The sequence below is a fragment of the Mucilaginibacter mallensis genome (assembly GCF_900105165.1).
Lineage (GTDB): Bacteria > Bacteroidota > Bacteroidia > Sphingobacteriales > Sphingobacteriaceae > Mucilaginibacter > Mucilaginibacter mallensis.
Genome location: NZ_LT629740.1, coordinates 1,327,228 through 1,349,219, shown reverse-complemented (window position 1 = coordinate 1,349,219; position 21,992 = coordinate 1,327,228). Strand labels below are relative to the sequence as shown.

The 21,992-nt window shown below is 42.0% G+C and carries 20 protein-coding genes; 14 read left to right on the top strand and 6 right to left on the bottom strand.

Annotation, left to right across the window (positions count from 1 at the left end):
• Positions 1-142: 142 nt before the first annotated feature.
• Both BLU33_RS05580 and BLU33_RS05575 read right to left on the bottom strand, forming a co-directional pair.
• Positions 143-943 carry a phosphatase PAP2 family protein gene (locus tag BLU33_RS05580; RefSeq protein WP_091370174.1) on the bottom strand — a complete coding sequence of 267 codons (801 nt, stop codon included), beginning with the start codon at positions 941-943 and terminating at the stop codon, positions 143-145.
• A gap of 182 nt (positions 944-1,125) precedes the next feature.
• Complete coding sequence (locus BLU33_RS05575; protein ID WP_091370172.1) at positions 1,126-3,072, bottom strand: KUP/HAK/KT family potassium transporter; 1,947 nt, start codon at positions 3,070-3,072, stop codon at positions 1,126-1,128.
• Positions 3,073-3,324: 252 nt separating this feature from the next.
• Between BLU33_RS05575 and BLU33_RS05570 the strand changes: the two genes are divergently transcribed.
• The gene (locus BLU33_RS05570; RefSeq protein WP_157682060.1) at positions 3,325-3,765 is read left to right on the top strand and encodes a T9SS type A sorting domain-containing protein; all 441 of its coding nucleotides are present in this window, start codon (positions 3,325-3,327) and stop codon (positions 3,763-3,765) included.
• Between the two features lie 291 nt (positions 3,766-4,056).
• On the opposite strand, the gene BLU33_RS05565 is transcribed toward BLU33_RS05570, so the two are convergent.
• A complete protein-coding gene (locus BLU33_RS05565; protein WP_091370167.1) occupies positions 4,057-4,461 on the bottom strand; it encodes an energy transducer TonB in 405 nt (134 codons plus the stop codon).
• A 443-nt stretch (positions 4,462-4,904) separates the two neighbouring features.
• Between BLU33_RS05565 and BLU33_RS05560 the strand changes: the two genes are divergently transcribed.
• From BLU33_RS05560 to BLU33_RS05505, 12 genes are all read left to right on the top strand, one after another.
• Positions 4,905-5,516 (top strand): fumarylacetoacetate hydrolase family protein, encoded by a 612-nt coding sequence (locus tag BLU33_RS05560; protein WP_091370165.1) that lies wholly within the window; start codon positions 4,905-4,907, stop codon positions 5,514-5,516.
• A 2-nt stretch (positions 5,517-5,518) separates the two neighbouring features.
• The gene (locus BLU33_RS05555; RefSeq protein WP_091370163.1) at positions 5,519-7,234 is read left to right on the top strand and encodes a M23 family metallopeptidase; all 1,716 of its coding nucleotides are present in this window, start codon (positions 5,519-5,521) and stop codon (positions 7,232-7,234) included.
• A gap of 2 nt (positions 7,235-7,236) precedes the next feature.
• Positions 7,237-7,695 (top strand): thioredoxin-dependent thiol peroxidase, encoded by a 459-nt coding sequence (gene bcp, locus BLU33_RS05550; RefSeq protein WP_091370160.1) that lies wholly within the window; start codon positions 7,237-7,239, stop codon positions 7,693-7,695.
• An 11-nt stretch (positions 7,696-7,706) separates the two neighbouring features.
• The gene (locus tag BLU33_RS05545; protein WP_091370158.1) at positions 7,707-8,066 is read left to right on the top strand and encodes a hypothetical protein; all 360 of its coding nucleotides are present in this window, start codon (positions 7,707-7,709) and stop codon (positions 8,064-8,066) included.
• Positions 8,067-8,203: 137 nt separating this feature from the next.
• Entirely contained in the window at positions 8,204-8,758 is a 555-nt protein-coding gene (locus BLU33_RS05540; RefSeq protein ID WP_091370156.1) for an RNA polymerase sigma factor, read from the top strand.
• 50 nt (positions 8,759-8,808) lie between these two features.
• Positions 8,809-9,729, top strand: a complete 921-nt coding sequence (locus BLU33_RS05535; protein ID WP_091370154.1) for a hypothetical protein — start codon at positions 8,809-8,811, stop codon at positions 9,727-9,729.
• Entirely contained in the window at positions 9,729-10,244 is a 516-nt protein-coding gene (locus BLU33_RS05530; protein WP_091370151.1) for a hypothetical protein, read from the top strand. The genes BLU33_RS05535 and BLU33_RS05530 overlap by 1 nt, the downstream gene beginning before the upstream one ends.
• Before the next feature lie 3 nt (positions 10,245-10,247).
• Complete coding sequence (locus tag BLU33_RS05525) at positions 10,248-10,565, top strand: hypothetical protein (RefSeq protein ID WP_091370148.1); 318 nt, start codon at positions 10,248-10,250, stop codon at positions 10,563-10,565.
• A 134-nt stretch (positions 10,566-10,699) separates the two neighbouring features.
• Positions 10,700-11,887, top strand: coding sequence for an aspartate aminotransferase family protein (locus BLU33_RS05520; protein WP_091370146.1), 1,188 nt, complete (start codon positions 10,700-10,702; stop codon positions 11,885-11,887).
• A 255-nt stretch (positions 11,888-12,142) separates the two neighbouring features.
• Entirely contained in the window at positions 12,143-14,419 is a 2,277-nt protein-coding gene (locus BLU33_RS05515; protein ID WP_091370144.1) for a glycosyltransferase family 4 protein, read from the top strand.
• The gene (locus tag BLU33_RS05510; RefSeq protein ID WP_091370142.1) at positions 14,419-15,423 is read left to right on the top strand and encodes a glycosyltransferase family 4 protein; all 1,005 of its coding nucleotides are present in this window, start codon (positions 14,419-14,421) and stop codon (positions 15,421-15,423) included. Before BLU33_RS05515 ends, BLU33_RS05510 begins: the two co-directional genes overlap by 1 nt.
• Before the next feature lie 153 nt (positions 15,424-15,576).
• On the top strand, positions 15,577-16,926 hold the full coding sequence (locus BLU33_RS05505) for an APC family permease (RefSeq protein ID WP_091370140.1): 1,350 nt from the start codon (positions 15,577-15,579) through the stop codon (positions 16,924-16,926).
• A 61-nt stretch (positions 16,927-16,987) separates the two neighbouring features.
• Here BLU33_RS05505 and BLU33_RS05500 read toward each other — a convergent pair whose 3' ends face one another.
• From BLU33_RS05500 to trxA, 3 genes are all read right to left on the bottom strand, one after another.
• Positions 16,988-18,529, bottom strand: coding sequence for a glycoside hydrolase family 130 protein (locus BLU33_RS05500; RefSeq protein ID WP_091370138.1), 1,542 nt, complete (start codon positions 18,527-18,529; stop codon positions 16,988-16,990).
• A gap of 539 nt (positions 18,530-19,068) precedes the next feature.
• Positions 19,069-19,989: a DUF58 domain-containing protein gene (locus BLU33_RS05495; protein ID WP_091370136.1), complete on the bottom strand. Its 921-nt coding sequence runs from the start codon at positions 19,987-19,989 to the stop codon at positions 19,069-19,071.
• 197 nt (positions 19,990-20,186) lie between these two features.
• On the bottom strand, positions 20,187-20,504 hold the full coding sequence (gene trxA / locus BLU33_RS05490; RefSeq protein ID WP_091370134.1) for a thioredoxin: 318 nt from the start codon (positions 20,502-20,504) through the stop codon (positions 20,187-20,189).
• A 566-nt stretch (positions 20,505-21,070) separates the two neighbouring features.
• Here trxA and BLU33_RS05485 point away from each other — a divergent pair.
• Positions 21,071-21,886, top strand: a complete 816-nt coding sequence (locus BLU33_RS05485; RefSeq protein WP_091370132.1) for a 2,3,4,5-tetrahydropyridine-2,6-dicarboxylate N-succinyltransferase — start codon at positions 21,071-21,073, stop codon at positions 21,884-21,886.
• Positions 21,887-21,992: the final 106 nt, after the last annotated feature.

Sequence of the window (21,992 nt, the reverse complement as noted above, 5' to 3'; positions counted from 1 at the left end):
CCTTGTGCGATTCCCCTCTTGAGAGGGGTGCAGGAGTGTGTTAATCGTGATGCCTGCATTTCATAGAAACACACCCCTGCCACTACACATTCATCGCGCCCCCTCTCAAGAGGGGAACTAAGAAAAAATTAAATTTAAGCCCTTACAACCCCGCAGCAAACGACAACCCCACCGTTCCATCCTGGTAGGTAGGCATGATCATGGCACTTTTACCGTGCTTGCCTTTGTGGGTTAATGCATTACGCAGGTATGGGTATACAAAATAGGCTGCCTTGGTTGATATTACACCCAAGCCCGCCCCGGCAACAACATCACTAAACCAGTGGTCGCGGTTATACATCCTGAATATACCGGTGGTTACGGCTGCTGTATAACCAATTACCGTGTATATTGGCGATTTTTCTGAATATTCCTGCGCTAAAAACTCGGCGCCAACAAACGCGGCGGTTGTATGGCCCGAAGGGAACGACAGGTAATCCTGCCCGTTTGGCCGTAAACGGTGGCTTACATGCTTGGTTATTTCCTCTGTTCCGCCTGCTATAAGGCCCGACAGGCCAAGTAAAGCGGTACGGTCAATAAAAGTATTTTTACCTTGAACACCAATTAAATTTAACCCATACACCATCACAATTGGTGTAAACAGGAAATAAGTTTCAGCCTTGGTACTAAAGTTGGGGTTGGTTTTAGCTATTTCGCCTTTTAAATAATAATCAATATGACGTACCGGGGTAATAAAAAATGACGACGCGCCATAAGCTATAGCAATAGCAGGTGGTATAAATGATAAAGGATTACTATGCAGGCGCTTTACCGTATCAGGTGCCGTAAAAAGATCTTTTTTTACGGTATCTAAACGGTTAACCTTCTTTGTGGTATCTGCCGTAACCTGGGCATTAGCTTCAAATGAAATAAAGCAAAATAAAACAAATACTATTTTTCTCAATGGCTGATTATTATTGATTTATGCATGTATATTATCGTTTTAATATACTGTACTAATTTGAATAATATACTAATGTCCGCGCAAAATCTGTAGAAAAACTGAACTTTATTAACACTAATTTAATATTGATGTAAATATCCGGAATGGCATCATAAATTACAGATATAATTATAAAATCTTACTTATTTAGTACGTGAGAGTTCAACAGTTTCAGGCGCTGCCAGCATTAGTGGTACTTTTTCAACAGTAACAAAACTCAGGTCGAGGCCAAAACCGCGCTCTTCTGATAAGCTTACTTTTTTCAGGTACAGGTAATAGCCCATAACAAAGCTTTCATAAAACGACAGGTTATGCGAGCGTGAAAGTACTTTCTCAATCACCACAAACCTAAAATCACCTACAATTTTATGTTTGTTGAGCGAAGTGTATTTACTGGTGATATCAACTTCACCATTTTTTACCAATTCTTCAACCACTTTCCTGAACAACAGGTTTATTTGCTGCTCAATCCGGAACCCGAGTTTAAAGTCGATCCTGATCACTTTATTAGGCACTAAAAAGTCAACTTCATACTCCCGTTTATAAGGTTCATCAACCACATCAACGTGTACCAGCCAGTAAACATCGGCACGTTTAGGCTGCTTTTGCAGTATGGAGTAAATGATCTTTGATTCGATCTCCGAATCAAAATTAGCACTGGTAAGATAAACCAGCTGCGAGGCATATTTGGGAACGCTCTCATCATCGCTCAACTCTTTCAGGATGCTGAAATAATCGTCAATCTCAATAAATTTAACATACCTGTTCCTGATCTTACGCGCGGTATGCCATGTCCACATTACCGAGAACAGGAAGGTGCCTATAGTAAGCGTAAACCAGCCACCATGTATAAACTTAACCAGGTTACTGGCCAGGAAAGTAGTTTCAATAGTGAGGTAAACCGCCAGAAAGATGTAAATAATATAATCCGGCACTTTCTTCTTTTTAAGGAACTTGGATACCAGTATAGTGGTCATGAGCATGGCTACGGTAATACTTAAGCCGTAAGCGGCGGTCATGCTATCGGAGTTGCGGAATAATAACACCACACCTATACACCCCGCGCATAATAACCAGTTCACACTTGGCACGTATAACTGCCCTTTTTGTTCGGATGGATAATTGATACGCACTTTGGGCCATAAGTTTAAACGAACAGCTTCAGCTATCAGCGTAAACGAACCTGATATTAATGCCTGGCTGGCAATAATAGCCGCCACAGTAGCTATGCCAATACCAAATATCAGGAACCAGCCTGGCATTAGCGCATAAAACGGATTCAGCTTATCCATATCCATTACTTTGCCTTCGTGTTGTAGCAACCATACCGCCTGCCCAAGATAATTTAGTATCAAACAAGTTTTAACATAGATCCAACTTACGCGTATGTTACTTCGCCCGCAGTGGCCAAGATCGGAATATAATGCCTCCGCCCCTGTTGTACACAGGAAAACAGCTCCTAAAATAATGAAGGCGTGCGGGTCTGTAATTAATAACTTAATACCATAATAAGGGTTTAAAGCCTTAATTATTGATGGCATTTGCACTATGAATGAAACTCCTAATACCCCCATCATGGTAAACCATATGAACATAATGGGCCCAAAAGCTTTACCAACCAGCGATGTACCAAACTGCTGAATAAAGAAGAGCGCTCCTATAATAGCTATTACTATACTTACGGTAGGTATATTAGGATAAAGAGGTTTTAGCCCTTCAATAGCTGATGCTATGGAAATTGGCGGTGTAATAATACCATCGGCCAACAATGCACAGCCACCTATAACAGCGGGTAATATGAGCCATTTTGCCTTACGGCGAACCAATGAGAAAAGTGAGAAGATTCCACCCTCGCCCTTATTATCGGCCTGGAGGGTTATAACTACATATTTTAGTGTGGTTTGTAGTGTAAGTGTCCAGATAATGAGTGATACACCGCCTAAAACAACCAGTTCAGAAATCGGGTATCTACTGCCAACAATTGCTTTAAATACGTATAAAGGCGAAGTACCTATATCGCCGTAGATGATTCCCAGGCTTATCAGCAGCCCCGGAACTGTTAGCTTTTGCAGATCTTTATGACTCGACACTTTTTATATTTAGTACAAAAATATTAAAATTTACCGGTAACATCTTTTTTGGGCGAATAAACGTATAAAAAACAAATAAAGCTGCTGCTTGAACCGACAATGTTAAAAATTGTTAAAAAAAATTATTAAATCGTCAGTATTTGAATTGATGATTGCTTTATTTATATTTTTGCAAAACATTTACTTATAAGGATGAGGCGATTTTTTACGAACAGATTTTCATGTAACATACTTATTGCTGCTGCAATTTGCATGAACTTCGGTTTTGCCTATGGTGGTAGTTTCAGAAAAGACACCATTTATATGCACATGAAAAAGGCCAAGTCAAAAAACTCATACCTTAAAAACGGGTTGCCATTTTCACTGCCACCTTTAAAACCCGGCCTTACCTCCTATGTTAAAATTAACATCCCCAAGGCCGATGATAAATTACTGACAGATGTGGAAATATTCCCAAACCCGGTAACCGACAATCAGCTTAATTTAAAATACTCACTATCACGCAATTCCAATGTCACCATTAAAATAATGGATATTTTGGGTAATGATATCTTAACCGTTTTACAGCAAAGGGTCGACCTTGGCGAACAAAAGGTTTCCTACTCCATCAGCAACAAGCTAACCCGCGGTTTTTATTTTGTACGCATAGTTGCCGGCCCTGAATCGGTGATCAAAAGAATCAGCGTACTGTAGCCCCCCAGCCCCATTAAGGGGGAGCAATTTCCAAGTTCATTACATATTATTGATATAAATATCCCAACCCTCTTTGCGCACAGCCAAGAGAGGGTCGACGAGTGTAACGAAGTCGGGGTGAGTCCACGGAGCGCGAAAGAGTTTATCAGTCGGCTCCACAAGGCTGCTCGGAAGATTAAAAGGGTGTCATACCGAGCGCTAGTCGAAGTATGCGGGCAAAGGCCTCTGCGCTCACCCTTCGACTAGCGCTCAGGGTGACACCCACATCTGGGAACTTATATTACTGTATCGCTAATTTTTTCCAAATGGTACCGAAATTGTATATAGCGCCCTTACAGGCTGGCCGTTTTGCATTGCCGGTTTCCACTTTTGGTTATGATCTTTTAAAACCTGGATAGCTATACCATCAGCCTCCGTATTAAGTGAGTGTACTATTTTGGGTTCTGTTAAGCTGCCATCTTTTTCAACAACAAAACTTAAAGTTACCTTACCCGTTTCGGAGCTGTTATACTGGTGATTAGTATACTTTATCATATACTTCATAAACACACCAATTCCTCCCGGTGGCTCAGGTACAGTTTCCTGGTTCGTGTTTTGGGATTGTCTGGCTGCACTGTCGGTAGGTTTATTGTTCTGTTGTGCCTTTGCCGTTATTACGAACGACAGCAACATAAGAACAAGCAAAGGTTTTCTCATTCGATAAATGTATTCTCAATTCAGCCCGAAAACAAGTGGTAACCACATTGTTACTGGTTTATATCGAATCCGTTGGATATCAGAGTAGTCGGTGTAGCTTGGTGGAGCGCGTTGCCTCCGGCCCGTGCTATCCGCTCATACGCCTGCAGGCTTTACGCGCGGGCCGGTATCCGCTCCTATCACTAACGCGGAACTTCGACGCGCTCCGCCGACTCACCCGGTCGTTACTTCGCTCGACCACCCTCTCTGCGGCAAGCCGCAAAGAGGGTAAAGAAGATTTTTATAACTCCCTCTTTACGCTTTAGCGTAGAGAGGGATGTCCAGCGCAGCGCAGACAGGGTGAGTCAAACGGAGCGCGAAAAATAATATATACATGAGTAAAATAACTCAATCAACCACTCTCCCAATCAACCCAATCAACTAATTTTCCTAATTTTACCGCCATGAAAATAATTGCAATTGGCCGCAACTATGCTGAACATGCTAAGGAATTAAATAACCCGGTGCCTACCGCCCCGGTTATCTTCATGAAACCAGATTCAGCATTACTAAAAGATAACAAACCATTCTACCATCCTGATTTTTCGACAGATATACACCACGAAATAGAGCTTGTGCTCAAGATCAGTAAGGAAGGTAAACATATCAGCGAGAAATTCGCCTCCAACTATTACGATGAAATAGGTCTTGGTATTGATTTCACCGCTCGTGATATCCAAAACCGCCATAAAGAAAAAGGCCTTCCATGGGAATTAGCCAAAGCATTTGACGGCTCTGCCCCTATCAGCAACTTTATGCCGAAAACGCAGTTTACCGATCTTTATGATCTGAATTTAAGGCTGGATATCAACGGAGAAACCCGTCAGAACGGCAATACCAAGGATCTGCTATTCTCTTTTGAAAGCCTCATCGCCTTTGTATCAAAATACATCACCCTAAAAAAAGGCGATCTGATATTTACCGGCACCCCGGCAGGCGTTGGCAGGGTAAATGTCGGCGACAGGCTCGAAGGCTATTTGCAGGATCAGAAAATGCTTGATTTTTACGTTAAATAGGCATGGTAAAAAAACTTCTTGCTTCCATCCTACTGTTTGTGGGCTTTTTATGTGCTGCTTATGCGCAGGATATTGTACAAACCAAACAATACCCAACCGACTACTTCCGCTACCCGCTTGATCTGCCGCCTGCAACAGCCGGCTCATTTGCCGAGCTGAGGCCAAATCACTTCCACTCTGGCCTCGATTTCAGGACCAACCAGCGCGATGGCTACCCCGTGCACGCGGCTGCCGATGGCTTTGTATCGCGCCTGCGGGTACAGTTTGGCGGCTTTGGTAATGCCGTATATATTACACATCCTAATGGCTATACAACGGTATATGGCCATTTGCAAAGCTTTAGTCCGGAGATTGCAAAACTAGTACATGACTACCAGGTACAAAGCAAATGCGATATTGTAGATTTTAACCTGCTGCCGCTGCAAATGCCGGTAACAAAAGGTCAGGTTGTTGCCTTATCCGGGCATACAGGCGGTGTTGCAGGGCCGCACCTGCACTTCGAGATCAGGGATACGCAAACCGAGCAAACTATCAATCCCTCATTATTTGGCTTAACCATACCGGATAATAAACCACCTATCTTAGGTACTGCCTGCATTTATCGTTTTACCGGCGCTCCATTCAACGAAAAAACAAATCGCGAGCTTTTGCCCGTAGTAGGTGCAAACGGACATTACCGCCTGCTAAAACCGCATCTGATCACCATAAATGGCGATGTTGGCTTTGGCATAAGCGCTTATGATGAGAATAACACCTCAGTAAATCATAATGGTGTTTACTCTATCGAACTTAAGGTTGATGGCAAAACCGTTTTCACCTTTGCTGCAGAGCGGTTCGCATTCGACCAGACACATGCCATAAACGCTTATATCGATTTCCCTGAGTTTTTAAATTCGGGTCGCTTTATACAAAAGTGCTTTATCCTGCCTGGCAGTAAGATCACCCTGTATCCGCAATCCATCAACCGTGGTGTAGTTAGTTTTACCGATGATTCATTACATGATATTGAATATGTGGTGAAGGATATAGCAGGTAATGCATCAACATTAAGTTTTAAAGTAAAATCAACCGGCAAAGTCGCCCCTGTTGTTGCTTATAAACCAACAGGCACGCTTTTCCATTACGATCAGGCTAATCAATACAATACCGATAAGATTAAGATCAACATCCCGGCAGGAAATTTATATGATAATGTTGATCTTATTTTTACAATGTTGCCCAGAAAACCAGGCGCATTTTCAGCAACCTACAAGTTCGGCGATCGCTATACTTCTATAAACGACAGCTACGACCTGTGGATAAAACCCGACAGCACCATCGGCCGCTATGCCAACAAAGCGGTTATTGTAAACAATGGCGTATGCGAGGGTGGTGTTTATGAAGATGGCTACATTAAATGCCAGCCAAAATCATTCGGCGAGTTTTATATTAAGCTGGATACCGTACCGCCGCACATCAGCCCGATAAATATTTTGAACGGCGCTAATATGGCTGGTAAAAAGGCTATTTTTATGCGGATGAGCGATAACCTGTCGGGCATAAAAACCTATTTGGGCTATATCGACGGGCAGTGGGTTTTAATGGCTTGGGATTTTAAAAGTAAAGTACTTAGTTATACCTTTGATGATAATCTTTCGCATGGCAAACATACCTTTGAATTAACCGTTACCGATCAGAAAGACAACAGTTCAACCTATAAAGCAGATTTTTACAGATAATTATGGCAACACTTAAAGATGGCGATAAAGCCCCGAAATTTACCGCAAAGGATCAAAATGGGAATACCGTTTCCTTAGCTGATTTTAAAGGTAAAACAGTAATTCTGTATTTTTATCCAAAAGATGATACCCCTGGCTGTACCGCTGAGGCCTGCAGTTTCCGCGATAACTATCAATCGTTGCTAAGCAAAGGTTTTCAGGTTATTGGCGTGAGCACCGATGATGAAAAATCGCACAAAAAATTCGAGACCAAATACAGCCTGCCTTTCCCGCTTATTGCCGATGAGGACAAAAGCATAGTTGAAGCCTACGGCGTTTGGGCAGAGAAGAACATGTATGGCAAAAAATATATGGGTACCGTACGCACCACCTTTATTATTAATGGAGAGGGTGTGATCAGCCATGTGATTAATAAGGTGGATACACAGAATTCATCACAGCAGGTGTTGGATTTGGTGTAAACTAAGTATTTATGTCCATCAATTCACCTTTTAATGAAATATCCCCTAAGGCTTTGGCTGATAGATGGATTTTAAGAGTAATTATACCAATAGTTGTAATTTTTATATTTACTATGGTTTATCTTACCCATAAAGCTAATTTAATAGATCACGGTTATCAATTTAATGGCCCGGTTGACAGTGTAACATACGATGAAAAGGGAAAAGCAACAATCATAATTAGAAAGCACCAAATGTATTTAGGTGACAATAATTGGGATTTTGATCATAACAGGATACAAAAAGGTGATTCTATGATTAAGAAAAGGGGTTCAATGATCATTAAATTAATTAAACCTGATGGTCGTGTTATATTGGAAGGGGAGAATTAATTTTTTTGCACAAACTAAAATATTTGTTACCAATAAATAATACTTATTTTAGTCCGGTTGCATTTATATTAAGTTGATCATATCAAACAAAAACACTTAATACCTTATTTAATACAAGAATTCACTAATATTTATATATGTCGGTACAGGTTGATGATGCAGAGATACTAAGCAAGTTCCAGGATGAAAAAACCCGGAACGAGGCTTTTAACCTGCTGCTAAAGAAATACCAGCAAAAAATTTACTGGCATATCCGCCGCATGGTTATTGACCATGATGACGCCGATGATATTGCACAGGATGTGTTTATAAAAGTGTGGAAGAATCTACTAGGCTTCCGTAACGATGCACAGCTATACACCTGGATGTACCGCATAGCCACCAACGAGTGCATCACCTTTTTAAATAAGAAAAAAGCAAAAAATAATATCTCGCTTGACGAGGTAGACTATTCGCTGGCCGATACGCTGGCCGACTCAAGCTACTTTGACGGCGATAAGGCGCAAAGAAAGTTACAGGAAGCCCTGCTTACCCTGCCTGAAAAACAAAAGCTGGTATTTAACATGAAGTATTACGATGATATGAAATACGAAGAAATATCAGAGGTATTGGGCACAAGCGTAGGCGCTTTAAAGGCATCTTTTCACCTTGCTGTGAAAAAAATTGAGACCTTTTTATTATCAAAAGATTAATTTTAAAAAACGATTAAACCTTTTCATCAAAATTTCATCTATATAAGGATATGAAAAGCGATATGGAAGATAAAGAATGGCTGGATGACAGCATGTCACTTAAACAGGTTAACCCAAATAACCCGTTTACAGTGCCTGCCGGCTATTTTGATGGATTGGAGCAAAGGATTACATCGTATATTCATTTAGATGAATTAAAAACTGGTGCCCCTGAGGGGTTTACCGTACCCAAGAATTATTTTGATGAATTAAGTGCTAATATCCAAAGCAGGATAGCTATTGATGAACTGACCGGGGCAGATAAGCCTGGCTTTGCTGTGCCCGAAAATTATTTTGATGAGTTAAGTGCCAACATTCAAAGCAGGATAGCTATTGATGAGCAGACCAGTACAGATGAGCCTGCCTTTACTGTGCCCGAAAATTATTTTGATGAATTAAGTGCCAACATTCAAAGCAAGATTGCTGTTGATGAATTGGTGAATGCCGATGAGCACGGTTTTGCCGTGCCCGAGAACTATTTTAACGATCTGCAAGATCAAATTACTGCATGCATACTGGTTGAACAAACGCTGGGCGAAACAGAGGAAGCATTCACTGTACCGACGGATTACTTTAACCAACTGAATAAAAGAATCCTTAATAATACCGTTAACCAGGACATAGTTAGGCGTAAAGGCATTGTTAGAAAAATGCTGACATCGGGCTCGTTTAAATACGCTGCCGCTGCATGTTTTGCGCTTGTTATTGGTACAGGTATTTTTGTTAAGCAGGTAACCGACCCCATTGCCGAGCATAACAGCTCTTTTTTACATCAACAGATCTCAACCTTACCGGTTAGTGATATCCAAAGCTATTTACAACAGGATGTAGATGCCAATGATACACAGCATGCCGTTATTGATGAGGGTGCCCCTGTTAATGACAACGGTTTAAACAATGCTTTACAAGACTTAAAGGAAGCTACCCAGTAATGACTAATTTGCTTAAATATACTTTTGCTTTAGCATTAATTTTATGTGTTAGTAGTGTTACGTACGCACAAATGCGCGTTGTTGTGCCGCCCCGCTTTGAGCGCAGGCCGGCTTATCACGAGCGGGTGGTAGTAGTACAACAACAAAACAATCAGGAAAATCCACAACACAGGATAGAAAATATAAAGGTTAAGTTTTTAAAACAGCAGCTTAATCTTACTCCCGATCAGGCAAAGAAGTTTTTTCCACTGTACCGTGAGTACCAGCAGGAGCTTTTCAACATGATAAAGCTGAAACGACTAAATAATACCAATGCACAGGCCAACGGTACGGATCAGATCAATAAGGACCTGTACTACGATTCGGAGATTGTAAGCATCAAAATGCGTTTTAAGGACGCGTTCCTGAAAATACTCCCCCCCGAAAAAGTTAGCGAGCTGTACAAAAGCGAGCGCGAATTTAACGATGAACTGGTACGCTCATTATCCGAACGCAACGGCACCCCTTCTAATTAATGAATGGAAAAGGATAAAAAATCTATTCTTGTCGGCTGCATGATAATTGGAGCTACGATGATTTTGTGGTCTTTCTTTATAACCGGTAATAAATCATCTACCTCCTCAAAAAATGTTATAGTAATTGCAACTGTGCATAAGCTGATAGATACAAATGGGTATGTAAAGGTTGATGTTGAATATAACTATCAGGGCCGGGTTTTGAATAATAGCTTCCATGTGGCTAATGCTGATAGTTTAAAAACTAACGGGAAGGTTAGACTACTTGTATCACAGGGAAACCTAAATAAGGATATTAAATATATTGGCGTTGCTAAATAAGTCGATATTTCAACTAAAAACGACTCATTTTTCGAGCGTAAACGGAAAGTCAATAATTAGTCTGAAATCACTATCAATTAAGAATAAATCGACTTAGGACTAAGAACTTGCGACTAAAGACTTAAATTTGCGCCATGCTAACCCTGCGCCAGCTTTTCCTTGCCAACAACGCTCAAACCACCAACTTCCCGCTTTTGCTTGAATTTGAACGGGCCGAAGGCATTTATATGTACGATAACGAGGGTAAACCCTACATCGACCTAATATCCGGCATTGGTGTAAGCAACCTTGGGCATAGCAATCCATATGTTATCAATGCAATAAAAGAGCAGGTAGATAAATACATGCACCTGATGGTTTACGGCGAGTATGTACAATCGCCGCAGGTACGTTTTGCAGAAAAGCTGGTTTCCATACTTCCCGATAATCTTCAATCTGTATATTTTACCAACTCCGGCGCTGAAGCTGTTGAGGGCGCTTTAAAACTGGCCAAGCGCTTTACCGGCCGGGCAAATATCATTGCCTGCCACAATTCTTATCATGGCAGTACGCATGGCGCATTAAGCGTTATGGGTAACGAGGAATTTAAACAGGCTTATCGACCATTGCTACCGGGAGTTAGGTTCATCAATTTTAATAATACCGATGATCTAAGTTTGATTGATGAGCAAACCGCCTGTGTTATTATAGAAACCGTGCAGGGCGAGGCAGGTATCCGTGTGCCTGATATAGCCTACATGCAAGCCCTACGCAAACGATGCAATGAAACAGGCACGCTACTGATACTGGATGAGATACAAGCCGCATTCGGCCGCACAGGCAAACTTTTCGCGTTTGAGCATTTTGGTATTGTACCCGATATATTGCTGCTGGCAAAGGCTCTAGGTGGCGGCATGCCGATAGGCGCTTTCATCTCATCAAACGCTATCATGTCGGCATTAAAGGAGAACCCTATACTGGGGCATATCACCACCTTTGGCGGTCACCCGGTATGCTGCGCGGCAGGTTTGGCTGCGCTGGAGGTTTTGCTGGATGAAAAATTATGCGAACAAGTTGCCGCCAAGGAAGCACTAATAAGAGCATCATTGATTCATCCGACTATAAAAGAGATCCGCGGCAAAGGATTAATGCTCGCCCTTGAACTGGAAAGCTTCGATCTTAATAAAAAGATCATCGATCGTTGTATTGAAAACGGTGTAATTACCGATTGGTTTTTGCATTGCAGCAATGCCATGCGCCTGGCCCCTCCCCTTATCATCACCCTCGACGAAATCAAAAAAGCCTGCGAAATCATTTCAGAGGCTGTTGATTATTATTCTTAATTCATTTAAATTTCATTTTCGGTCTAATTATCAGTATCTTATGCTGTATCAGGCATAAATGCGCATTGACTTTTTTTTCTTAGCGGTTAAATTGGTATAGTTTATGCACCAGTTACACGAAAATGCACAATTCGGCTTAAATGTGTATTAAAACAGTGTTTTTATAGTCAGAATGCACTTTTTTTAAGTCAGTGCTGTATACATCTGAAAGCTATCCGTAAATTTTTATTTAAAAAACACACTTCTTAACTATATATGAAAATAGCATACATCTCAACCTATCCGCCCCGCGAATGTGGTATTGCCACGTTCAATCAAAACCTAATGCGTGCCATTCATGCCAATTTCCCTAAACGGAAAAGCTTATTGGAAAGCGGTTTTGTGGTGGCTTTAAACGATTCGGAAAATTTGCATGAATATGAATATCCTGAAGAAGTAAAATATATCATCCGTCAAAACCACCAAAAGGACTATATCAGGGCTGCCAATTATATCAATACCAGCACGGCTGATGTTTGTATAATGGAGCATGAGTTCGGTATTTATGGCGGCGAAAGTGGTATATACATTCTTCCATTGCTTAACAGGCTGGAGAAACCGCTGATATCTATCCTGCATACCATACTAAAGGAACCCAGCTATGTGCAGCGCATTATTATTCGTGAAATAGCCGAGCAATCATCAAAAATTATTGTGATGAGTAAAAGGGCGGTTGAGTTTTTAACCACCATTTATGATATCCCTGCTGAAAAGATCCAGATCATTGAACATGGCGTGCCTGATGTTGAAGCACCGGAGATCAACCCAATAAAAAGCTTGTCGCAGTTTAAAAACCACAGGGTATTATTAACTTTTGGTTTGATAAGCCGCAATAAAGGCCTCGAAACCGTTATAAAGGCACTCCCCAAAATAGTTGAAAAACACCCTGATGTTATGTATGTGGTGCTGGGCAACACGCACCCCGGCGTTATCAAAAACTCGGGCGAGGAATACAGGGATCACCTGAAATCATTAGCCGCGCAACTGGGTGTGGCTAAAAATCTTTCTTTCATCAACAAATTTGTGGCCGAGGAGGAATTGGTAGAATACCTTACCGCCTGCGAAATTTATGTCACTCCATATTTAAACGAGGCGCAGATCACCAGCGGTACATTATCATACGCTGTTGGTTCAGGCGCGGCAGTGGTATCAACCCCATATTGGCATGCACAAGAACTACTTGACCATAACCGCGGCCGACTGTTCGATTTTAAAGATACTGAAGCCTTAGCCGACATAGTAAACGAACTGCTAGATCAGGATAGATTATTAAAAGAACTTAAAGAAAATGCCTACGAATACGGCTTGCACTTACGCTGGCCGGTTACAGGTGCCGAATATATTAAAGTAGCCCAGGAATCATGTCGCACGCACGATTTCAGCGACAAGATATTGCGCAACAGTATTGTTGACCCGGAGATATTGCCAAAATTCAGCTTAACGCATGTTATACGCTTAACTGACGATACAGGTATAGTGCAACACGCCAAATACGGCATCCCTAATTTAAAGGAGGGCTATTGTCTGGATGATAATGCACGTGCCTTAATTATGGCATTGATGGCTTATCAACGTAGCAAAAGCAAGGAAGCATTTGAATTGTTGCCGGTATACCTGAGCTACATCCACTACATGCAAACGGATGATGGTAACTTCCGTAACTTTTTGAGCTTTAACAGGCAATATTTGGATGAAGTGGGCTCTGAAGATTCTTTTGGCCGTACCATTTGGGCTTTAGGCTATTTGATCAGCTGCGCTGCAAGCAATTCTTATCGTGAGTTTGCGCTGGAGATCTTTCAGAAATCGTTCCCTCACTTTAAGGCATTAAAACATTTAAGGGGCATGGCCAATACCATTATCGGTGTGAGCTTGTATCTGCAGGTTTTCCCTACGGATGAAGGTATGGTAAAAGAACTGGCTGTACTTACCCAACCGCTATTAGATGCTTATGACAGAAACGAGGCCGAAGACTGGCAATGGTTTGAGGAAAAAATGACTTATGACAATGCCATACTACCACTGGCACTGTTACATTCAGCTGAAATAACCGGTAACGAAAAAGCAAAGGCGATAGCGATGAAAACTATGGCTTTCCTTGATAAACTCACCCTGGCAAATGGCTATTTAAGTCCGGTTGGTAATGATGGCTGGTATTATAAGGGCGGCGAATTCCCTATTTTCGATCAGCAGGCTATTGAAACCATGGCTATGGTGTTGATGCATTTCCAGGCGTACCAGATCTTCCGTGAGCCGGAGTATATCGAGAAAATGTTCCTGAGCTATAAATGGTTCCTGGGTGAAAATACGCTGCGCGCGCCCTTATATGACCACGAAACCAAGGGCTGCTGCGATGGTTTGCTACCAACAGGTATAAACCGTAACCAGGGTGCCGAAAGTACCTTAGCATACCTGATATCCCACTTAACGGTATTAAAAGCCTTTGAGCTGGAATACGAATACAACAAAGTGGGCCAGCGTTTGGAGATCTGCTAATGAAAGTTGCCGTTTTATCACCCGTTGCCTGGCGCACACCGCCCAGGCATTATGGACCGTGGGAGCAGGTAGCTTCAAATATTGCTGAAGGACTGGTTGCAAAAGGTGTTGAAGTAACGCTTTTTGCAACCGGCGATTCGATAACCGCCGGAAAGCTTGATGCTGTTTGCGCGCAGGGATATGAAGAGGACAGATCGCAGGATGCGAAAGTATTGGAATGCCTGCACATCAGCAACCTGATGGAAAAGGCGGGGGATTTTGATATCATCCATAACAATTTTGATTTCCTTCCCCTCACCTATTCAGGATTAATAAAAACGCCGATAATTACCACTATCCATGGTTTTTCATCACCCAGGATAATACCGGTTTACAAAAAGTATAACTCCATGGGCCATTACGTATCCATCAGTAACGCCGACCGCAGTACTGAGTTGGAATACTTAGCTACTGTTTACAATGGCTTGGATACCCGCGATTTTGAGTTTACGGCTACGCCCGATGATTACTTGCTCTATTTCGGCAGAATCCATCACGATAAAGGCACCGCCGAAGCCATTGCCATCGCAAAAAAAAGCAAAAAGAAATTATTAATAGCCGGCATCATTCAGGATGAAGGCTATTATAAAGATAAGATAGAACCTGAATTAAATAATCAGATCATATACGTTGGTCACGCCAGGCCTGATAAACGGAAAGAGCTATTAGGTAAAGCAACTACCTTACTCCATCCTATCAATTTTAACGAACCATTTGGCATGAGTGTAGCCGAAGCCATGCTCTGCGGCACGCCGGTAATCGCCTTCAATAAAGGCTCAATGCCGGAGTTAATACAGGATCAGAAAACTGGCTTTTTGGTGAATACTATTGATGAAGCCGTTGATGCGGTTACTCAGGTTAGTCATATCAATAGAAAAGATTGCTATGATTGGGCTAACGCTCAGTTCTCGCGTGATAAAATGGTTGAGGATTATTATGGTTTATATCAGCAGATATTGGGTTGATTGTTTTCACAAGCAGGATGCTTTGTGAGTTTTGGGTCTAAGTTCGCTTCGCTAAACTTAGACCAGTGTTTTTTCCTACCTTTTGTCATAAATCACTCCACCATTAGCCATACCGCTTTTTGATTGTATATTTAAATCCTGATACAACAAAGCATGGCAGAAACTTCTACTCATCTTGAACGCGGGTTATCATTAACACAGGCTACCGCCATCAATATGATCGATATGGTGGGCATAGGTCCGTTTGTAACCATACCTTTTATTGTTGGTGCCATGCGGGGACCACAATGCGTACTGGCTTGGCTATTAGGGGCGGCGCTTGCATTTTTAGATGGGTCGGTATGGGCGGAACTAGGCGCAAAATGGCCAATGGCAGGTGGCAGCTATGTTTTCCTGCAAAAAGTTTATGGCGAGAACAGGTTCGGCAAAATGATGTCGTTCCTGCTGGTATGGCAAACCATTATACAAGCGCCATTGGTAGTAGCCAGTGCTGCAATCGGCTTCTCTAAATACCTTACCTACCTGGTAAGCCTGAATGGTATACAGCAAAAAATGGTGAGCGGGGCGTTAGTCATCGTAGTTACCATTTTATTATACCGCAATATTAAAAGTATAGGCAAAATATCTGTGTTATTGTGGATCATTACCGGGGGCACATTCCTGTGGCTCATAGGTTCGGGATTTCACAATTTCAATCCTAAATGGGCATTTGGCTTTAGTAAAGATGCCTTTGATCTTACGCCGATATTTTGGGTGGGGTTAGGCCAAGCATCGCTTCAATCTGTTTATTCCTACCTGGGTTATTACAATGTATGCCATTTAGGCGGCGACATCAAAAATCCGGAGAAAAATATTCCACGCAGTATTTTCATTTCGGTAAGCGGCATTGCCATACTGTACATCGGCATGCAGATCATGGTTTCGGGTGCGATGCCATGGCAGCAGATAGCAGGCTCAAATTTCATTGTCAGCACTTATTTTGAGCTTATTTATGGCCCTTTTGCAGGTAAATTGGCTACAGTGTTGGTATTGATTATTGCCAGCGCGTCGTTATTGGCAGTAATGCTTGGCTATTCACGTATCCCCTATGCGGCAGCATTGGATGGCAACTTTTTTAAAATATTCGCGAAGCTTCATCCCAAAAAGCAGTTCCCTTATGTGTCGCTGTTGTTTTTAGGAGGGATAGGTTTTATATTCAGCCTACTGCTTAAACTAACGGATGTAATAAAGGCTATACTTACCATGCGCATCATCGTGCAGTTTGTGGGGCAGTCAATAGGCGTTATCTACTGGCACAAAACCAAACCCGATGATGTTAGGCCCTATAAAATGTGGCTGTACCCGCTGCCTGCTATTATTGGCATTATTATATGGCTTTTTATTCTTTTCAGTAATAACTGGCAGTACATTGTTGGTGCCACAGGCTTTATACTAACAGGTGCAGCAGTTTATTTTATAGTTATTGAGCCTCAAAAAAGGAAGAGGGAATTGGAAAAGGCATAAAAATACACTGGTCTAAGTTCGCTGCGTTAAACTTAGACCAGTATCTTGACCAGTATTTTCCCTACGCGTTATCCGCTACCGCAGCCTTCTCCCCTTTTTTCTTCTTCTCAGCAGCCTCGGCATCAATCTGGGCTGATATGGCGCCATCCTCTTTCAGTTTATTGATAAGGTCGTTCAGATCCAGTTCGGCAAATGCTGTGGATGAATCGGATACGCCATAAGGGATAATGAGCTTGCCATTATGCACTATCGCGCCGCAAGAGTATAATACGTTTGGCACATAACCTTCACGTTCTTCGCTGTTTGGTATCAGCAATGGCTCACGCAGTCGGCCTATCTCAATAGCAGGATCATCCAGCTTTAGCAAACTGGCGCCAAGCACATACCTGCGCATAGGGCCTACACCATGTGTTATCATTACCCAGCCATCTGGGGTTTCAATCGGCGAACCGCAGTTACCTATCTGTATAAACTCCCAGTTGAATTTTGGTTTTTGCAGCAGCTCAGGCTTTTCCCATATGTTGATCTTATCAGAGTACATGATGTAGTTATTGCAGCCGTCAATACGCGATATCATTACATATTTGCCATTAATCTTACGCGGAAACAGCGCCAGATTTTTGTTCTGAGCACCCGCACCATATAATGGCATTATTTTAAAGTTGTAAAAGTCGGTTGTTTGCAGCAGTTTCGGCATTATCAGCGCACCATCGTATGCGGTGTAAGTTGCATAATAAACCGAAGTACCATCATCATGCCTGAAGTGTACAAACCTGGCATCTTCAATTCCCTTGCGCTCATACTCCGATATCGGGAATATCACACGATCGGATATATCCGTATCCAGTGAAAATACAATCTCATAATAAGAATCTGCCAGCCAAAGTATCTTGTCGTACTCCAGTTTCTGCATATCACTTTCCTGTAATTTTTGCGAATCGAGGATGGCACTGCGCAGGTTGGAGTATTCAAAGTGATGATCGAGCTTGGATTCCAACTCTTTCAACACATCAATATTTATTTGGGTGGCGACTGCCTTATCAAAAAACAGTTTTTTATTATAAACGGCATTGCGTACAATCTCGGCTTCATCAATATAACTGCCTGCCGGTAAAACCGTGATATTATTATTCTGATCAACCAAAGCACGGCGGAAGGTGATGGATGATATGTGCCCCTCGCCCACGGCCCTGAAGCTGATGATCATCCGTTTTTGGCCTTCCTGCAACTCGCTCTGATCCGGGTCCTCAACTATCGACGGGTTAAAAAATGCCGCCGACTCGATTGAATACTCGTGCGTAAAATACGAGCCGATCAATAATTTGCGGTATACCGTTAAGGTATCATAATCAATATTAAGCTCTGAAAAAAGAGGTTTTAACCTGCTGCAATGGCGGTTTAAAACCCGGGTAATATTACGGTGGCGTTTGGAATATTCCTGCAATAACGGCGACACAATGCTGAATGCTGCTGCCTCACTTATTTCCATTACCCGTTCAATAACTTCTTTAGCGCGATCGTTCCCATTAAAGAAGAACCTGGCAATTACACGTTTAGGATCGGGATTAACTCTTATGGGTTTACGTTCTACAACTAATCTCATATAAAAAAGTAGCTTTATTTCTTTAACATCAATATTTTGAAATTGATTTGGGCAATTTCACAAAATTCAATCAACTTTAACTAATAATAAAGATAAGTTTATTTACACAAACTTTAATTGTTGGTTGAACATTTGATTTTTATTTTGGATTGATAGGAATAGGAAAGGTTTAGTAATAATTATAATTTCTCCCACCCTCTTTGCGCGCAGCGAAGAGAGGGTCGACCAGCGCAGCGTAGTCGGGGTGAGTTAGCGGAGCGCGTTGAAGTTTCTTCTATTATAATTCAATAATTTCTGAACCCGAATTTCTTGAATTAGAGAATTTATAGAATTCTGCTAATTCCTTAATTCAAAAAATTCCGGTTCAGAAATTTGGGGCGCTGCCTTCGGCCGTGCTATCCGCTCATACGCACACAGGCATTAGTCACGAGGCCGGTATCTGCTGCTATCACTAACGCATCCTACCCCCTCCGTCGACTCACCCGGTCGTTGCTGCGCTCGACCACCCTCTCTCCGGCAAGCCGGAAAGAGGGTTACCTTTACACCATCTTATTTCTCTTGATAAGATAAGCCTTTAAAATATTGCTGTAACCATCCTCAATATTAGCATCAATCAAATCGATGTTATATTGTGCACATTTAAGTTTCAGCTGATTTTTGTAGTGCGCCAATGACGACAAATAAGCCTCCCTGATCTTACCCGGATGCACCTTTACCTGCTCGCCGCTCTCCATATCAATAAAATGGTGTGGGCGGTTATCAAAGTTAAAATCCAGCTCTTTTTGCTTGTCGTTCACGTTAAATATCACCACTTCGTGCTTATTGTATTTTAAATGCTGAATAGCCGCGAACAGTGCCTGCAGTTTTTCGTCACTCAAATTATTCTCCAGCATATCGCTAAAAATAATGATCATGGAGCGCTGGTGAACCTCCTGTGCCATGTGATGCAGTACATCAGTTATATTGGTGTTGGTGTTCGCTTTAGGCTGATTATAAGCATTTTCCAGCTCAGCATATAAATAGAACAGGTGTGTATTGGTTGATTTAGCCGCGCTGATCCAGTCGATCTTATCTGAGAACAGGCACAAACCAAACGCATCGCGCTGTTTTTTAAACAGGTACATGAGCGATGCCACCGCGTAAATGGAAAACTGTAATTTGCTGGTACCCTTCTCCGGAAAGTTCATGCTTGATGAGGTATCCAATAGCAGAAAACAGCGCAGGTTGGTTTCCTCTTCAAACTGCTTTACAAATAGCTTATCGGTACGGGCCAGTAATTTCCAGTCGATATTTTTTACCGATTCTCCATTATTATACAAGCGGTGTTCAGCAAATTCAACTGAAAAGCCATGGAATGGGCTCTGGTGCAGGCCGGTAATAAAGCCCTCAACCACCTGGCGGGCCAGTAGTTCAAGATTGGCCAGTTGCCTTATTTCCTGATCGTCGTTTAATTTCGGCATGGTAAATTGTACAAAAACCTTAGTGTCCCTCTGTGAAAGTCTTCGGGCTCTTTGTGGTTAATTTCTACCACAAAGTACACTAAGAAAACACGCAAGGTAGCACAGAGACTACTCTTTAAATAATTATTGAATACAAAAAAAGCGTTACAGGATATGTAACGCTTTCATTTATTTTTTATGCTTTATAGAAGCTTAAATTATAACTGAGCAGATAATTTGCCGGCTAATATTGATTTTGGAACAGCGCCGATTTGTTTGTCAACAATTTCGCCGTTCTTAAAGTATAATAAGGCAGGGATGTTACGGATACCAAATTTCATTGATATACCCGGGTTATTGTCGACGTTAACTTTGCCTACAACTGCTTTGCCTTCATATTCCTTTGCAATTTCTTCAACTACCGGACCAACCATACGACAAGGACCACACCATTCAGCCCAAAAATCAATTAGTACTGGTTTATCTGATTTAAGAACAAGCTCCTCAAAGTTTGCATCTGTTATTTCTAAAGCCATGATATTTATTTTTAAATTTTGTAATACAAATATATACTATTCAAATTGCTTGCCACAATCATTCGTCTGCCAATATGACAATGTGACAAATGAATGGAGAAGAGAACCAGGATTTATTGGATTTTATTGATTTGCAGGATGTGGTGTGGCATATACCTTTCTGTGAATCAGTTTATTCCTAACAGTACTGATTCTCTGGCTCTTGATGTAGAGACGTAATATTTTGCGTCTCTACGCATGCTAAGGTTATGCGCTGTTCGAAGTCTCCCGACTTCGAACTCCTATGCTAGTAGTTTAAAACTACTCCCGCGTTAGGGATCACAGCGGATACCGGCCCCGGGGTTAAGGCCTGCAGCCGTATGAGCGGAGAGCCCGGGCCGCAGGCAACGCCCAAACTCTGAACCCGAATTTATTGAATTAAAGAATTTTCTGAATTCTGTCGATTCTTAAATTCAATAAATTGCGGTTCAGACAGCTGCAATCAGCCCAATCCTAAAATCAAAAACAATCAACGGTTCAGTATTTCCCTAAAAATCGCTTAATTTGCCAAAAGTTTAATTTTTACGATGCAAGACCTAAAAAAATTAATTGAAGATGCCTGGGAAGACAGGAAGCTATTAGACTATAAGGATTACAGCAACGCCGTTGAAACCGTTATTGAGCGCCTTGATAAAGGTGATATACGCGTAGCCGAACTTATTGGCAACCGCTGGCATACTAATGAATGGATAAAGAAAGCCGTTATATTGTATTTCCCTATCCGCAAAATGGAAGAAATTAAGGTTGGCCCTTTTGTTTTCCACGATAAAATGGCATTAAAAACCGATTATAAAGAAAATGGTGTTCGTGTAGTACCGCATGGTTTGGCCCGTTATGGCGCTTACCTTGCAAAAGGTGTTATTATGATGCCGTCATATGTAAACATTGGCGCTTATGTTGATGAAGGCACCATGGTTGATACCTGGGCAACCGTAGGCTCATGCGCGCAGATAGGCAAGCATTGCCACCTGAGCGGCGGTGTGGGCATTGGTGGCGTTTTAGAGCCCATACAGGCATCTCCGGTAATTATTGAGGACAACTGCTTTTTAGGTTCAAGAGCCATTGTGGTTGAAGGTGTGCATGTGGAGAGCGAAGCCGTTTTAGGCGCTAACGTGGTTTTAACCGCCTCAACAAAAATTATTGATGTTACCCACGAAAAGCCGATTGAATACAAGGGCCGTGTACCTGCCCGTTCGGTAGTTATACCAGGTAGTTATCCAAAAGAGTTTCCGGGTGGCATATACCACGTACCATGCGCCCTGATCATTGGCCAGCGCAAGGAATCAACCGATAAAAAAACATCACTTAACGATGCGTTAAGGGTGAATAATGTTGCAGTATAGGTGCTAAAGGGTTTGTGCGATTCCCCTCTTGAGAGGGGGCAGGGGTGTGTTCTACAATTTTACACACCCCTGCTCCCGCACTCGCCGACGCACCCCCTCTCAAGAG

Bases quoted from the DNA above. Each gene is read 5' to 3' on its own strand.
- BLU33_RS05570 (WP_157682060.1), top strand. From the start codon at position 3,325: ATGAACTTCGGTTTTGCCTATGGTGGTAGTTTCAGAAAAGACACCATT.
- BLU33_RS05485 (WP_091370132.1), top strand. From the start codon at position 21,071: ATGCAAGACCTAAAAAAATTAATTGAAGATGCCTGGGAAGACAGGAAG.
- trxA (WP_091370134.1), bottom strand. From the start codon at position 20,504: ATGGCTTTAGAAATAACAGATGCAAACTTTGAGGAGCTTGTTCTTAAA.
- BLU33_RS05495 (WP_091370136.1), bottom strand. From the start codon at position 19,989: ATGCCGAAATTAAACGACGATCAGGAAATAAGGCAACTGGCCAATCTT.
- BLU33_RS05565 (WP_091370167.1), bottom strand. From the start codon at position 4,461: ATGAGAAAACCTTTGCTTGTTCTTATGTTGCTGTCGTTCGTAATAACG.
- BLU33_RS05500 (WP_091370138.1), bottom strand. From the start codon at position 18,529: ATGAGATTAGTTGTAGAACGTAAACCCATAAGAGTTAATCCCGATCCT.
- BLU33_RS05520 (WP_091370146.1), top strand. From the start codon at position 10,700: ATGCTAACCCTGCGCCAGCTTTTCCTTGCCAACAACGCTCAAACCACC.
- BLU33_RS05540 (WP_091370156.1), top strand. From the start codon at position 8,204: ATGTCGGTACAGGTTGATGATGCAGAGATACTAAGCAAGTTCCAGGAT.
- BLU33_RS05515 (WP_091370144.1), top strand. From the start codon at position 12,143: ATGAAAATAGCATACATCTCAACCTATCCGCCCCGCGAATGTGGTATT.
- bcp (WP_091370160.1), top strand. From the start codon at position 7,237: ATGGCAACACTTAAAGATGGCGATAAAGCCCCGAAATTTACCGCAAAG.
- BLU33_RS05505 (WP_091370140.1), top strand. From the start codon at position 15,577: ATGGCAGAAACTTCTACTCATCTTGAACGCGGGTTATCATTAACACAG.
- BLU33_RS05525 (WP_091370148.1), top strand. From the start codon at position 10,248: ATGGAAAAGGATAAAAAATCTATTCTTGTCGGCTGCATGATAATTGGA.
- BLU33_RS05545 (WP_091370158.1), top strand. From the start codon at position 7,707: ATGTCCATCAATTCACCTTTTAATGAAATATCCCCTAAGGCTTTGGCT.
- BLU33_RS05535 (WP_091370154.1), top strand. From the start codon at position 8,809: ATGAAAAGCGATATGGAAGATAAAGAATGGCTGGATGACAGCATGTCA.
- BLU33_RS05555 (WP_091370163.1), top strand. From the start codon at position 5,519: ATGGTAAAAAAACTTCTTGCTTCCATCCTACTGTTTGTGGGCTTTTTA.
- BLU33_RS05510 (WP_091370142.1), top strand. From the start codon at position 14,419: ATGAAAGTTGCCGTTTTATCACCCGTTGCCTGGCGCACACCGCCCAGG.
- BLU33_RS05560 (WP_091370165.1), top strand. From the start codon at position 4,905: ATGAAAATAATTGCAATTGGCCGCAACTATGCTGAACATGCTAAGGAA.
- BLU33_RS05530 (WP_091370151.1), top strand. From the start codon at position 9,729: ATGACTAATTTGCTTAAATATACTTTTGCTTTAGCATTAATTTTATGT.